This is a genomic window from Sporolactobacillus sp. PKPK-6, from assembly GCF_056678885.1.
Map to the genome: position 1 here is coordinate 1,987,215 of NZ_JBWXPA010000001.1, position 14,264 is coordinate 2,001,478.

The 14,264-nt window shown below is 44.5% G+C and carries 11 protein-coding genes; 1 reads left to right on the forward strand and 10 read right to left on the reverse strand.

The window, feature by feature from the left end:
• Nucleotides 1-34 precede the first annotated feature (34 nt).
• The 4 genes from AC1MBV_RS09780 to AC1MBV_RS09795 form a co-directional block, all read right to left on the reverse strand.
• Entirely contained in the window at nt 35-1,060 is a 1,026-nt protein-coding gene (locus AC1MBV_RS09780) for a FecCD family ABC transporter permease (RefSeq protein ID WP_480948154.1), read from the reverse strand.
• Nucleotides 1,061-2,083 carry a FecCD family ABC transporter permease gene (locus AC1MBV_RS09785; RefSeq protein WP_480948155.1) on the reverse strand — a complete coding sequence of 341 codons (1,023 nt, stop codon included), beginning with the start codon at nt 2,081-2,083 and terminating at the stop codon, nt 1,061-1,063. It lies immediately after the preceding gene.
• A gap of 97 nt (nt 2,084-2,180) precedes the next feature.
• Nucleotides 2,181-3,146, reverse strand: coding sequence for an ABC transporter substrate-binding protein (locus AC1MBV_RS09790; RefSeq protein ID WP_480948156.1), 966 nt, complete (start codon nt 3,144-3,146; stop codon nt 2,181-2,183).
• A gap of 181 nt (nt 3,147-3,327) precedes the next feature.
• Nucleotides 3,328-4,209, reverse strand: coding sequence for a LysR family transcriptional regulator (locus tag AC1MBV_RS09795; protein WP_480948157.1), 882 nt, complete (start codon nt 4,207-4,209; stop codon nt 3,328-3,330).
• A gap of 335 nt (nt 4,210-4,544) precedes the next feature.
• Between AC1MBV_RS09795 and AC1MBV_RS09800 the strand changes: the two genes are divergently transcribed.
• Nucleotides 4,545-5,003: a hypothetical protein gene (locus tag AC1MBV_RS09800; RefSeq protein WP_480948158.1), complete on the forward strand. Its 459-nt coding sequence runs from the start codon at nt 4,545-4,547 to the stop codon at nt 5,001-5,003.
• A 63-nt stretch (nt 5,004-5,066) separates the two neighbouring features.
• Here the strand turns inward: AC1MBV_RS09800 and nrdG are convergent, their stop codons facing one another.
• The 6 genes from nrdG to AC1MBV_RS09830 all read right to left on the reverse strand — a co-directional run bounded on the left by nrdG (nt 5,067) and on the right by AC1MBV_RS09830 (nt 14,018).
• Entirely contained in the window at nt 5,067-5,654 is a 588-nt protein-coding gene (gene nrdG / locus AC1MBV_RS09805; protein WP_480948159.1) for an anaerobic ribonucleoside-triphosphate reductase activating protein, read from the reverse strand.
• 16 nt (nt 5,655-5,670) lie between these two features.
• Nucleotides 5,671-7,878: an anaerobic ribonucleoside-triphosphate reductase gene (gene nrdD / locus AC1MBV_RS09810; RefSeq protein WP_480948160.1), complete on the reverse strand. Its 2,208-nt coding sequence runs from the start codon at nt 7,876-7,878 to the stop codon at nt 5,671-5,673.
• Between the two features lie 210 nt (nt 7,879-8,088).
• On the reverse strand, nt 8,089-8,235 hold the full coding sequence (locus AC1MBV_RS09815; RefSeq protein WP_480948161.1) for a hypothetical protein: 147 nt from the start codon (nt 8,233-8,235) through the stop codon (nt 8,089-8,091).
• A 107-nt stretch (nt 8,236-8,342) separates the two neighbouring features.
• On the reverse strand, nt 8,343-10,271 hold the full coding sequence (locus AC1MBV_RS09820) for a PTS fructose transporter subunit IIABC (RefSeq protein WP_480948162.1): 1,929 nt from the start codon (nt 10,269-10,271) through the stop codon (nt 8,343-8,345).
• A gap of 688 nt (nt 10,272-10,959) precedes the next feature.
• Complete coding sequence (locus AC1MBV_RS09825; RefSeq protein ID WP_480948163.1) at nt 10,960-12,378, reverse strand: anion permease; 1,419 nt, start codon at nt 12,376-12,378, stop codon at nt 10,960-10,962.
• Nucleotides 12,375-14,018 carry a malolactic enzyme gene (locus AC1MBV_RS09830; RefSeq protein WP_480948164.1) on the reverse strand — a complete coding sequence of 548 codons (1,644 nt, stop codon included), beginning with the start codon at nt 14,016-14,018 and terminating at the stop codon, nt 12,375-12,377. The genes AC1MBV_RS09825 and AC1MBV_RS09830 overlap by 4 nt, the downstream gene beginning before the upstream one ends.
• Between the last annotated feature and the right edge of the window lie 246 nt (nt 14,019-14,264).

Consider the following 14,264-nt stretch of genomic DNA (forward strand, 5'->3'; position numbering starts at 1 on the left):
TGATGGGGATTGCAGTCTCCAGAAAATCGTTTATTCACTTTGCATGTGCCAGTAAATAAAGAAAATAGGGCGCACCAATTACGGATACAATAATTCCGGCCGGAAGCTCTGCCGGCTGGAGCATCCACCGGCCAAGAGTATCAGCCGCAAGCAGCAAAAGTGCGCCGGTTAGTGCTGAAACAGGGAGCAGCTTCAGGTGCTGAGCTCCTACGAGTCGGCGTGCGAGATGTGGTGCAATCAGTCCGATGAATCCGATTCCGCCGCTTACTGCTACACAGGCAGCAGCAAGTGCGACTGCAGCAAGGAGGAGTCTCCGTCGATTTTTTTCGATGGGTACGCCAAGTCCGATGGCTATTGATTCACCAAGCTTCAAAATATCCAGTGTTCGCGTGTGATACAGGACATAGGAAAAGATAACAAGGACCCAAGGCAGAAGCGCAAGCACAAAGTGCCAATTCGAGCCCCAAATGGTTCCTGCAAGCCATGTTGACACAAATTGATACTGATTCGGATCGAATTTAAGCGTCAGGATAACCATGAGCGCACTAATACCCGATGCGACGGCAATACCGGTCAGTAAGAGACGGGTGGATGAAAAACCTTGTTGCCGTTTAAGTGTAAGCACATAGATAAGTACAGCTGCAGCGGCTGCCCCTATGAGTGCAACAATTGGGAGCATGAAGACCGGAACGGCTTGCTGACTTTGAAAGAAAGAGATAAACAGGACAATCGAAAGGCCGGCACCGGCATTTATGCCTAGGATTCCCGGATCGGCGAGCGGGCTGCGCGTGACGCTTTGAATAATACATCCTGATACGGCCAGACCTGCGCCAGCGAGTATGGAAATGAGGATGCGCGGCATTCGGAATTCAAACAAAATAAGTGACTGGGCTTTTGTACCACTGCCAAGCAGTGTACGAATCACATCAAGAGGGGCCAGTTTCGTAAACCCGGTATTCATGCTGATTATAAAGACTGCAACAATAAGTCCGCTGATGAAGATCATTATTTGGAGGCATTTGTTTCTTTTGCTTCGTTCTGCTGTCGTTAGTTGAGTCATTCAGTGATCACTCCTTTCCGATCCGGCTAAATAGAGAAAGAATGGGATGCCGATGAGTGCAATTAAAACACCAATGGGCGTCTCATAAGGCGGATTAATGCTGCGCGCACCAAGGTCAGCCAAAATTAGCAATAGGCTGCCGAGAATCGCTGTGCAGGGAAGGACTCTGCGGTAGTCCGTACCAACAAGATAGCGCGTCAGATGCGGGACGATTAATCCTACAAAGCCAATGGCCCCGACGACAGACACAGCTGAACCGGCAAGAATAAGCACAATGACGACACTTGCAGCTTTAATGATGCCTGTGTGCATGCCGAGTCCGGATGCCACGCTGTCTCCAAGGCTGAGAATGGTGATGGAAGGTGACAGGATCAGTGAGGCGATTAATGCACAGACGACCCAAGGGGTGATCATCATGAGCTCAGGCCAGCGGATGCCGGACATTCCCCCTGCGTACCAAAAGGCAAGATCCTGGCCGATTTGAAAATAAATAGCTAAGCCCTGGCTCAGTGCGGTGAGCAAAGCACTGACTGCAGCTCCTGCCAGGACGAGACGGACCGGCGACATTCCATCCCTTGACAGCGAACTCATCCCATAGACGATGCCTGCACCAATACCTGCGCCAATAAAAGAGCAGATGATCAGATAGAAAAATGGGAGTGCGGGGAAAAATGCATAGCACAGAGCAAGAACAAATGCTGCCCCCGCGTTGATTCCTAGAATTCCTGAATCGGCGAGCGGATTTCGGGTTACGCCTTGCATCAATGCCCCGGAAACGGCAAAGCAGGCACCAATGATGGCACTGCCAAGTACACGGGGCATGCGCAGGTCCCAAATAACTTTATGCGACACAAGATGAGGGTCATAGTGAAAGACCGCATCCCATACCGTTTTCAAATCAATGTTTGTCGCACCAAAAGAGATGGACAATCCCATAGTCAGAACCAGTAAAACCGGTCCGATCATTAAAATGATTGGGAAGGCCCACTTTTTCATGAGGCTATTTTTGATTGGTCGATTCATGTGTTTGGACGCTGATACTGCCAGTTTTGCCACCGTTCTTTCTAAAGATCATATAGGGTCGAAACATTGATCAGGAACCAGATAAGTGCGTCCGGTTTTATTTGCTTAACTTCTCAGTGACAATTTTGGCCGTATTAAGCTGTGACATTGGTGTATTGTTAAAGAAGCTGGAGTCGACAACAAAAACATGATGATTTTTAAATGCATTAAGTGATTTCCAAATCGCTCCGCTTGTAATTTGTTTCAGACGTTTTTCTGATACTTCCGGTTTCTCATCCTGTTTACCGGTTTGCACAAAGATGTAGTCAGGATTCATTTCAAGCAGTTTTTCTAAGGATATCGCAGCAAAGAGATCCTTAGATTCAATACCTGCAACAGGAGTCAGACCGAGGTCATGGTAGAGCACACCGCCGACACTTGTCGGTAAATTATTATAGATACGGACCTGCTTGTCCAGAAGCCTAATGAAAACCACTTTTTTATTTCCGACAGACTTTTTCAGTTGAGCTTTATATGCATCAACCTGTTTTTGATACTTGGCTAAATAGTCCTTTGCCGCTTGCTCTTTATTCATGATCTTTGCATATGCCTTGAAATCGGTGCGCCAGTTCTGTGTTTCTTTAATCATAATTGATGGTGCAATTTGAGACATTTTGTCATAGGATTGAGTATCTTCTCTGACGAAAATCAAATCCGGCTTTTGGGCTAAAAAGCCTTCGAAGTTCAGAGGTGCGGAATCACCAACCACATGAATTCCTTTCTGCTTGTCTTTTGGAAAGTAGGGGTAGAATTTTTCGGTAATGGTGGCCTTAGGTGCTGCTTTGACAGGAATGCCGAGAGGAATTAGATATTCCATGAGTTGTTGGCTGGTGGCAGCTACCCTTTTGGGATGTGCGGGAATAGTTTTTTTGCCCGTTGCATCTGTAATTGTTCTTTGCTTAGAAGATTGGCTGTTGGCATTGTTGGTATCTTGCTGTCCGGCACAGGCAGACAGCAAGGCTAGAATCAGCGCCAAGCTGCCCACTACAGTAAATAATCTTCTTTTATGTGAAAAAAGATTCATTTTATTGGCTCCTTTTAATGAAAATGATTATCATTTTCATTAAATGTTACCAAAACGTGACAATATCGTCAATATCAAAAAAAATTTTGGTAGTGGTTGAGCAAATATTAGTTCAGCGCTGTCATTCCAAGGTAATCGGCTGATTCAAATTTATCGTCTTATAAAGAGGAAATACAGCCGTTTAAAAATCTCCTTGAGTAAGCAAATGCATTATGTTCTGCTGCAAGGAAGTCAGAAGATGGTTCGAGCGATAAACAAGCTGAATTAAAAATTCAGGCTGCGGCTGATCCTTTAGGGTGAGTACGGCAACAGGATCTTGCGGCAGAAGCGCAGTTTCGCTAAGCAGGCTGATACCGACTCCGCTGGAAACCATGCCTTTAATGATTGGTACGTCATTTGTTTGATAGATGATGGCCGGCTTAATTTGCGCCTGCTCACTGAACTGACGGAAGGCAATGGAATGCACAAAGCGTTCATTGAGCTGAATGAAAGACTCGTTCTTAAGATCTTGAAATGCAACTGAACCTGCGTGTGCTAAGGGATGATTGGGACTGACAATGACTTTAAATTTTTTTCTTGCGAGCAAATGGACGGTAAACTTTGAGTCCTTAATCGGCTTGGTAGAGCTTAAAAGGGCCAAATCCAGCTTGCCGCTTTTCAATTGGTTTAAAAGCGATTTCGACCCGTCTTCGCGTGTATCCAAATGAGAAAGCCAATTCTTTTCTAAAAGTTTGGCTGAAAGAGCGGGAAAAAGTGAACTGCCAATTATAGGGGGAAGTCCAAAGCGAACGCGTTCTTGCTTGATTGCTGTAAGTTCCAACTTGGCAGCATCAAGTTCCTGCAAAATTTGGATGACATGCTTTTCGAATTGTCTGCCGCTTTCTGTAAAAATCAGCTCTTTATGCGATTGATCACGAATGACCAGCTGCACATCCAGCTCTTTTTCGAGCCGTTGAACAGCTGCCGTGATGGTAGGCTGACTGACATTGAAATACTGTGCGACTTTTGTGAAATTATTTTCTCGAAAGAGCTGTATAAAATAATTGAGATCTCGTATATTCATCAGTATTGCCGCCTCGCTTGCTCTCAGCTTGTCCCATTTTCTATAGTTTACCATCTCGTGAATTGGTTTGTCGCCGCTGCTTTGTTAGATCTGAGCATCAGCTCTATGAAGTGACCTAAAAAAAAGTAGACAAATACGAACATATGGCCTATTATAAATTGTGAGAATAATGAATACTTTCGGATGAAAGAACCTTGTTGCTGTTTCCAACTCGATTTTACCGCTTTAATTTACCTTCTATGCCGCCATCCTTTTTTTAACCTCTTTTTCTTAGATGCCCATTTTTTCGCAGTCCATTTCATTTCTAATTGAATAAACAAAGGAGAGAGTTTATAGTGGCCTCGATGATTTATGCAATAAAATGCCCCTGCTGCGGACGTTCCGCAATTAAAGATGATTATTACAAAACGGATGAGTATTATATCTATTGCTTGCGCTGTGGTTATAATCACACCAAATTAATTGTAAGCGAAACTGCTCAAAGTGTTGAATACAAGGAAGAAAAGTATGATGGGAATGGTATCTTTATTTTGGTCAATAAAGACGGAAGCCGTAAAAGTATGTTGTTGAATAAGGTTACAGATGAGCATTTAGAAGAGCATAAGGCTTTATTCGAGGATGATACTGTTGATCAGGGAAAAAGCTACTTAGTCTCTTTTAAAGATGGAGTATTTTCCATTCTGGGCGGCAATCCCCCTGAAAATTTTCATCTGTCATTTGAAGACTACAAGGAAAAGATGTTTGCGAAGTATGGGGAATCTGAATGTGATTTCATGGTTCCTATTGAGGAATAGGAAAAATGTTAAAAAAACAGCCCGCACCTGATCCAAGGTACGAGCTGAATGGAAGAAAATGATTTATTTAACAAGCCGATCCCAAAGGACGACTTGTCCATTTTTCAATGATTTTTGAACATCAATGATGCGCTGGTTGGCGCTGCCGCGGAACTGCAAGGTCAAGTCTTTCTGAGTGAGCTCGAAGCGGCCGTCTACCAAAATATTAATTTTTGACAGAAGTTTGCGCTTGTCTTCAGAGTCTTGCTGCAACTCCTCCCAAGTATAGCCTGTCCATGACCAAACATCTTTAGTATGCTTGTATTCGCTGCGGAGTCGATCTACGAGGGACAGGCAAACCTCCGTGTTTAAGAAAGGTTCTCCACCGAGCAGGGTCAGTCCCTGAACATAAGGCTGACTTATATCTTCAATAATTTGATCTTCTAAATCCTTGGTGTACGGCTGTCCATAGCGAAAGTTCTGAGCCGCTTTATTGTAGCATCCGGGGCAGTCAAAAGGACAGCCGCTGACATAGAGACTGCAGCGCACGCCTTCGCCATCGACAAAATTAAATGGTTTATAGCTGGCAATATAGTTCTGACTTAATTTTTCTGCCAGCCATGTCTTTGGGTTCGGATTTCGTGGCCCTGTTCTTTCTATGTTTTTGACCATCAGGTGCTCCCCCTTTTTATTGTCGAGCAATCGTGTTGCTGTCATTACCAAGCGTTATATGTTTTACGCGTGATGCGATTTCAACGTGGCGGCCGTGAATCATCGGACGCTGCTGCGGATTTCCTAAATAGCCGCAGGTACGTTTCACTACGTCGCATGTTTGTGGGTCGTTGTTGCCGCATTCCGGGCATTCAAAGCCGCGATCCGTCGGCTTGAATTCACCTTTGAATCCGCATTTGAAGCATTGGTCAATCGGCGTATTGGTCCCTAAATAACCGACACGATCATAGGCATAGTCCCAGACAGCTTCCAAAGCTTTTGGGTTTTGTTTCAGATTTGGATACTCGCAGTAGTGAATGAATCCGCCGGCACAATATGGCGGGAAATCTTTTTCAAAATCCAATTTTTCAAATGGTGTCGGCGCTTTTCGAACATCATAGTGAAAACTGTTGGTATAGTACTCTTTGTCGGTAATATCCTTTACTTTACCAAATTTCTCGGTGTCTTTGCGGCAGAATTTGTCCGTCAGACTTTCACTTGGCGTGCTGTATACGCTGAAATGATAGCCGTATTCATTTTCCCAATCCCGGCAATGTTCCCAAAGCTTTTTCACGACGCTGATTGCGAAATCCTTCGCTTCTTGATTGGTTTCCCATGCGCTGCCGTAAAAAACAGTACCGACTTCATAAAGGCCGATGTAGCCAAGTGACACGGTCGCACGAGAATTCTTAAAGAGTTCATCGACAGAGTCCGTTCGTTTTAATCGTTTACCGAAAGCTCCGTATTGGTAAAGAATCGGTGCGTTTTCCGGTGTTGCCTGCTTTGCGCGTTCCACTTTAAAGACCAGCGCTTCTTTGCAGATTTGAAGCCGTTCTTCGAGAATTTTCCAGAAGCTTTCCTTGTCTCCCTTTGATTCCATGGCAATGCGAGGCAGATTAACGGTAACGACACCGAGATTCATTCGCCCGGAGTTCACCTCTTGGCCGTTCTCATCATGCCAGCCTTGCAGGAAAGATCGGCAGCCCATCGGCGCTTTAAAGCTCCCAGTCAGTTCAATGAGCTTGTCATACATCAGCACGTCAGGATACATCCGTTTGGTGGCACATTCTACAGCCAGTTGCTTAATATCATAATTCGGATCACTTGGATTAAGGTTGAGCCCACGTTTCAAGCTGAATACCAATTTTGGGAAAATTGCCGTGCGGTGCTCCTTTCCCAATCCATCAATACGGATATGCAGAATTGCTTTTTGAATCGCTCGTTCAATCCAATTTGTTCCAAGCCCGAAGCCTAAAGTCGTAAAAGGAGTCTGCCCCTGAGAAGAGTACAAAGTATTAATTTCATACTCTAATGCCTGCATTGCGTCATAGATATCTTTTTTAGTTTTTTTGCGAGCAAATGCTTGCTGCCGTTCGTCGCCATCGACCCATTCTTTGGCATCGACTAAATGCTTGTCATAGTTCTTTTTCGCAAATGGAGCGAGAAGCTCGTCCACGCGGTCGGCTGAACATCCGCCGTATTGACTGGAAGCAACGTTGGCTATAATTTGCGCCATTTGAGCTGTGGCTGTTTGTATGGAGTGCGGCGGCTCGACATCAGCGTTGCCAATTTTAAAGCCATGATTGAGCATTTCATTAAAGTCGATCAGACAGCAGTTGGTCATCGGGCTGTATGGCTGGTAGTCTAAGTCATGCCAATGAATTTCGCCTTTTAGTTGAGCATTGGCTACCTGTGGCGGAAGCATTTTCAGTCCGATCGCCTTGGCAACGGTACCTGCGGTCAAATCTCTTTGCGTATTAAATACATGGCTGTCCTTGTTCGCATTTTCGTTCACAATGGTTTTATCTTTATGTAGTAATTTGCGAATCGTGAAGTTGATATCGGTTGCCTGGTTGCGCGAGAAATCGCGTTGGGTCCGATAATTAATGTATTCTTGAGCGATGTCATACTGGTGATGGGTCAGAAGTGTCTGCTCAACGATATTTTGAATCTCGTAAATCTTAACGTCATTGTGAAAACGCGATTCGATTTCAGCGATAACATCATTAGTAATTTCATTGATTAATTGGTAAGTCAGCGGGTCTAATTCACCGAGTACATGCTTCGCTGCTTTTAGCAGCGCGGTTGTGATCTTCTCGGTGTTGAAATCTATAATACGACCATCACGTTTCAGAACGTTGATCGTCAGCTGTTTGGTTAGTGTTTTTTGTTTTGTATTTAGCACTATGAATACCCCCTTTTGAACAATTACTCAATCTATAATAGGAGAATATTGGACATCTTTCAATCAATATATAGAAAATAAAAGTCTGAAAAACTCATAAAAAGCACTATATATTGTATGGCAATGGGGAATTTTTAATATGTGACAACCCTGTGAAAAATAGAGATACTTTTCGTTTACTGTCGTTGGTGTTCGAATTTGGTTCTTTATTTAGATGATGAGCCGATCAACGAATTTCAAATACTTTTTGGACACTGCCTGATGATAACTCTGTAGCGGATGTTCATTGCCTATCCGTTCGCCCATTTCGAACGCAATAGAAAAACCGGTCATTGACCGGTTAATCTTCTGTTGCATAATAATGGTTATTTGTGCTCGCTTTTCGGAAAACCGTTGTTTTGTCTCGTACCGATTTATCCGATTAAGCGAGGTTAATTTTCCCTGCAAGCTATGACCGGGAATCTTTAGTACAAGGAGTTTGCTGATTGGGATGCTTGCTTTGTCCGCTTCTCCAAAGGATTCTTCCAGAAGCCGATCATCAGGCCGGAGATTATGGCACCGATCAGAATGGCGGCAATAAACAAAAATGGCTGATTGCTCAAGGCAACCACGAAGATACCGCCATGAGGTGCCGGAATGTTGACTTTCCATAATTGCGTCAGAGCACCCGCGGTCGCCGAACCGACAATGCTTGATGCAATAATCCGCAGAGGATCGGACGCAGCGAACGGAATAGCGCCTTCCGTAATAAAAGATAACCCGAGAACATAGTTCGTGATTCCTGCTTTACGCTCTTCTTCATTAAATTTCGCTTTGAAGAAGGTTGTCGCTAGAGCGATCGCAAGCGGGGGAACCATGCCGCCGGCCATTACTGCGGCCATCATCAACCCACCGTTTGACGCGCCACTGGCGAATACGCCGATCGCAAAAGTATAAGCTGCCTTGTTTACAGGACCGCCCATATCAACAGCTTGCATTCCGCCAAGAACAAGACCAAGCAATACAGCATTACCCGTGCCAAGATGACTCAGTGCGCCAATCATTCCCGTATTGATCCATGTAAAGATTGGATCGAGAATATAGTACATAAGTCCGCCGGTAATAAGTAAACCGAACACTGGGAAAATCAGAATTGCTTTCAAACCGTTTAGCGTTTTGGGAAGGCCGGTAAACACTTTTTTCAGGAGGATAATGACCCATCCGGCCAAAAATCCGGCAGCAAGACCGCCAAGAAATCCGGCGTTCGATGAGTACGCCATAAATCCTCCGACAACACCGGGCATTAGAGCGGGACGGTCGCCGACGCTGACGGCGATATAGCCGGCCAAAATCGCAATCAGAAAGTGAAAGGCACCGGTTTGTCCGCCGGCAACTGCACTCAGCATTTGATACACTGTATTGTCCTTGCCTAAATGTTCAAACATGAAGGAGATGGCGAGTAAAATACCACCACCGACAACAAAGGGAAGCATATGAGAAATACCGTTCATCAGGTCTTTATATATTCTGTTCCAAACGCTGTTTGCACTATCTGTATCAGTAAAGCTCGCACCGCTTTCTGCATGGTACACCGGTGCCTGACCGTTCACTACTTTTGAAATCAATTCTTCCGGTTTACGGATACCGTCGCTGACCGGCGTCTGCAGTACTTTCTTGTTGTCAAAGCGGGCCATTTCCACTGTTTTGTCTGCTGCTACAATGACTCCGGCCGCGCGCGTGATTTCATCGTGGGTGAGCACATGCTTCGCACCGTCAGCACCATTTGTTTCGACTCGGATTGAAACGCCCATCTCTTCGGCTTTTTTCTTCAGCGCATCTTCTGCCATATAGGTATGGGCAATCCCTGTCGGGCACGCGGTGACTGCAACGACAAATTTCTCATTGTCTGTTACTCTAGCAGTTGTCCGTGACGATTCTTTTTTTTCATTTTCTTCTTTTTCAGCCTGCTTGTCGTCAAATAATTGAGCAATTTCTGCAGGTGTTTCAGCTTGTTTCACTTTGGCAACAAATTCCTCATCGATCAGTAATCGAGAAAGCGCTGCCAGTGTTTGCAAATGCACATCGGCTGCGCCAGAGGGAGCAGCAATCATAAAAAAGAGATAAGAAGGCTTGCCATCGAGCGCTTTGTAATCAATGCCCTTCTTGCTGCGTCCGAACACAACGGTTGCTTCGTTAACCGCTTTGGTTTTCGCATGCGGCATGGCAATACCGGAACCGATCCCTGTACTTGATTCAGCTTCTCTCTTCAGAATCATTTCTTTGAAGAACTTCGTATCATTAATCCTCCCGTTCTTTTCCATACTGGCAACGAGTTCGTCAATGGCTTCTTCTTTTGTTGTTGCCTGCATATCCATCACCATTGCACGTTGAATCATCAGATCAGTTATCTTCATTTTATACTCACCTTTCGTATTCTTGTATGAAATCATCAGACCCGACCGTTCATAGCAATTATTTAATTGCTGTATCGATTCTGTTTGTGTCAATCAACGTTCATTCAAAAGAATGTGAGACTTCCAATTTTTATTATTTCGGCAAAATTTGAAAACGATTACAATTCATTCTAAAATGAACAGCCTATCTAATGGATCTTTTTCAGGATTTTCTTTGACAGAACATCCGCGCGAAGCGCTTACATTTGCTCGTATTTCAAAATTTATAGTCCGTATAATTAATTGAGTACTTCATGCCCAAAGGTTTCGAACGTTCGACTAACGCATCAGCCATTCCATCCATCCTCCAATCATTAATTAGTTTTTTCCGAGTCTTGCGATGTTTCGTGTGTAAAGAGTGAATGATCGAGAGTCCACCTCTCTACGGTTCAAAAATGAAATTAATTTTAAGTTTTATATATTTATTTGAACTATTTTCAATATAATTATCTTATTTCTTTTTGTCAATAGAAATCTAACGCTGGAAAAAGTTTGATCCACGGGAATGGGTTTATTTGGGGCGGAAACCATCGCAAATCCCGATTTCTGCGAATGCACAAGGGAAGAAATGCTTCTGAATGGAGGCTGTTCAAAGAAAATTAAAACCTCTGAATCAAAAACGATTCAGAGGTTTTAAGCAAAAATTCGATTAATAAAGACCGATGAGTTTCATCCAAAGCGACCCTAATCCGAGCCATATAATGAAATAAACAATGGCCAAGATTGCGTTCAATTTCCACCAGGTTTTTTGCGGGACGTAACCGGATGAGAATAGGATCGGAGCAGGCCCGTCACTGTAGTGTGTCGTTGATGCAAACAGGTTCCCGAAGAATCCGAGCATCAGTGCAGCGAGTAATGCCGGGACACCCGATGCCAAAGCAACACCTAACAAAGCACTGTACATAGCGCTGACGTGTGCGGTTGCACTTGCGAATAGATAATGGCTGTAGAAATAGGCAAGGATGAGCACGATTAACACGATTGCCCAATTCATTCCGTTCAAACCGCCTGAAATAAAATGGCTCAACCACGGAATAAAGCCGAGTGTATTTAGCTGACCGGCCATCATCACTAATATGGAAAACCATACGAGCGTATTCCATGCGCCTTTCTCTTGCAGTATGTCACTCCAGGACAGAACACCGGTAATTAATAGTAATGTCAGTGCGATAAAGGCGGTTAATGTAGCATCAATGTTCAGAGTGCCGCCAAGGACCCATAAAATCAGTGAGATTAGGAAGATACCGCACATGAATTTTTCGGAACGTGCCATTTTGCCTAATTCGCCCAATTGATTTTCTGCCCATTCCTTGGCGTTAGGTGTTTCTTTGATTTCGGGCGGATACAATTTATAGATGATATAAGGGACAATGATCAGAGACAGAATGCCGGGAATGAATGCGGCAGTAAACCAGTTCATCCAGGTAATCGAGACATGGGCACTTTTGGCCAGGGATTGCGCCAAGGGGTTGCCTGCCATGGCTGTTAGAAACATGGCCGATGTAATGGTATTGCCGTGGAATTCCGAAAAGATCAAAAAGGAACCCATTTTCCGTTCGGTATGGGATTCGGGGCTGGATCCGAATGAACGCGACAAAGAGTTAATAATCGGATACATAATTCCGCCTGCTCGAGCTGTATTGCTCGGCGTGGCAGGTGACAAAACCAAATCAACGCCAATCAATGAATAAGCAAGTCCCAGCGTTTTCTTGCCGAAAAGCCTCACAAAGTTCAGCGCAATACGTGTGCCGAGGCCGGTTTTGATAAATCCGCGCGAGATGAAGAAAGCCATTGCAATGAGCCAGATGCTGTTGTTTCCAAATCCGGCAATGGCCGTGTCCATCGGTACCTCGCCGGTAATGACCGTCATCGTAAACCCGATAACAGCGACTGCTCCAATGGGGAGCGGTTGGGTAATACAGCCGATAATGGTTGCGACAAAGATCGCAAACATGTGCCAGGCAGTAAGAGAAATGCCTGCCGGCTTAACTGGCGACAACAGCCAGATAATGATTCCCACGATCACAGGGATAAGAAATTTCTTGTAATTAATTTTTTCCAGGCTCATAATAGGTCGCCTAGTTCTCGGTATTCAGGTGCCCATTTTTCATCCTCAATTGCCCGGGCCGCATCAGAAATCGGTTCTGTATTAAGATTCTGATCCACGGCGCTCTGTGCCACAGCCAAGGCGACCGTTTGTGAAAATGCATCCAGCTTAGAAACGGGTGGGAGCACGGCTGCACCCGGCTGTTCTGGATTAACGATGCCGCCGAGCGAATGAGCGGCTTTGGAAATCATTTCATCATTCAATACCTTGGCTGTAGAGGCAATCACGCCAAGGCCCAGTCCCGGATAGACCAGCGCATTGTTCGCCTGTCCGATTTGGTATGTAACGCCATTATAGGTAACATCCGGTGCAGGAATACCGGTCGCAACAAGTGCCTTTCCGTCTGTCCATTTAATCAGGTCCTCAGCCTTGGCTTCGGCGAGTTTCGTAGGATTGGAAAGCGGGAAAATGATCGGACGTTCCGTGTGTGCCGCCATTTCGTTCACAATTTCTTCGGTAAAAGTTCCGGGCTGTGTGGACGTACCGACCAGAATACTTGGGTGTACAGCTTGAACGGCAGCCTTTAAATTGGTCAGCATTTCAGGATGATTAAATTCAGTGCGTTTGCGGGCAAACGGTTTTTGTTCCGGTGTGAGCGTCGGATCATCATCGAAAAGCAAGCCTTGCTTATCGACAAGATAGAAGTGCTTTTTCGCTTCTTCCTCAGACAATCCCTGCTGCAGAAATTCGTCATAAATGCGTTTTGTAATACCCGCACCAGCTGTACCTGCGCCAAAGGACATGTACACTTGATCGGTCATTTTCTGCTTTGAAATGTTTAATGCTCCTAAAATACCTGCGAGAACAATAATGCCTGTTCCTTGAATATCGTCATTAAATGTCGTGATCTTATCCTTATATTTGTTTAAAATGCTGGCTGCGTGGTCGCGGCCGAAGTCTTCGAAGTGCAGGTACAGCTTTGGAAATAATCGTTCTGCAGTGTCAACGAATTGATCGACAAATGCGTAATAACGCTCACCTTTTATCCGCTCGTGACGATTTCCAAGATACAGTGGATCGTCTAATAATTTCTTATTATTGGTGCCGGCATCTAAAACAACGGGCAGTACCTGACTCGGATCAATTCCGGCGGCCGCCGTATAGACCATTAATTTACCTACCGCAATATCCACGCCGTTGGTGCCCCAGTCGCCAATACCGAGAATTCCCTCTGCATCGGTGACAACAATGAGGCGGATATTCCGATGATTCGCGGCATTTTTTAATGCTGCTTCCATAGAATCAGGATCATCAATAGATAAAAATGCTGCGTTTTGCGTTTGTACAAACAGTTCACTGTAGTTCTCTATGGTGTCGGCAATGGTCGGGTCATAAACAATGGGCATGAACTCGACAACATGCTGGCTGAATAATTTAAAGAACAAGACACGATTTTCATTAAAAATCTGCATGAGAAAGAGTCTTTTTTCTAAATGAGATGATTTCGTCAGATAGTGAGCATAGGTCTGTTTGGTTTGCTCCTCTAAACTCTGAACTTTAGGAGGAAGCAATCCTTCCAAACCGTATTTTTTGCGTTCCTCATTTGTAAAGGCTGTTCCTTTGTTCAAAAAGGGATCATTCAAAAGAGTTATTGGGCTCATAAAAAGGCCTCCAGGTTTGTTTTAATTTCACAGATCAATCATAGAAAGTATAGCTGTTTATAGTCAAACCTTGCTGCTGTTATAAATTTATTTAATATGAGAAAGCTGTTTGGATGCAACTTGTAGTGTGTCCATTATATGATTTCTATAGAACAACATCAGGAATAATAGGGACAAATCACTTTAGCAAATAAACGCGTTGCATTGAGAAAACAAACGTGTTAGAATAACATCACTCACAATTTT

Excerpts from the sequence above, each read along its gene's own strand:
- AC1MBV_RS09820 (WP_480948162.1), bottom strand. The coding sequence starts at position 10,271 with ATGAAGATAACTGATCTGATGATTCAACGTGCAATGGTGATGGATATG.
- AC1MBV_RS09785 (WP_480948155.1), bottom strand. The coding sequence starts at position 2,083 with ATGAATCGACCAATCAAAAATAGCCTCATGAAAAAGTGGGCCTTCCCA.
- AC1MBV_RS09780 (WP_480948154.1), bottom strand. The coding sequence starts at position 1,060 with ATGACTCAACTAACGACAGCAGAACGAAGCAAAAGAAACAAATGCCTC.
- AC1MBV_RS09830 (WP_480948164.1), bottom strand. The coding sequence starts at position 14,018 with ATGAGCCCAATAACTCTTTTGAATGATCCCTTTTTGAACAAAGGAACA.
- AC1MBV_RS09825 (WP_480948163.1), bottom strand. The coding sequence starts at position 12,378 with ATGAGCCTGGAAAAAATTAATTACAAGAAATTTCTTATCCCTGTGATC.
- AC1MBV_RS09795 (WP_480948157.1), bottom strand. The coding sequence starts at position 4,209 with ATGAATATACGAGATCTCAATTATTTTATACAGCTCTTTCGAGAAAAT.
- AC1MBV_RS09790 (WP_480948156.1), bottom strand. The coding sequence starts at position 3,146 with ATGAATCTTTTTTCACATAAAAGAAGATTATTTACTGTAGTGGGCAGC.
- nrdG (WP_480948159.1), bottom strand. The coding sequence starts at position 5,654 with ATGGTCAAAAACATAGAAAGAACAGGGCCACGAAATCCGAACCCAAAG.
- AC1MBV_RS09815 (WP_480948161.1), bottom strand. The coding sequence starts at position 8,235 with ATGCAACAGAAGATTAACCGGTCAATGACCGGTTTTTCTATTGCGTTC.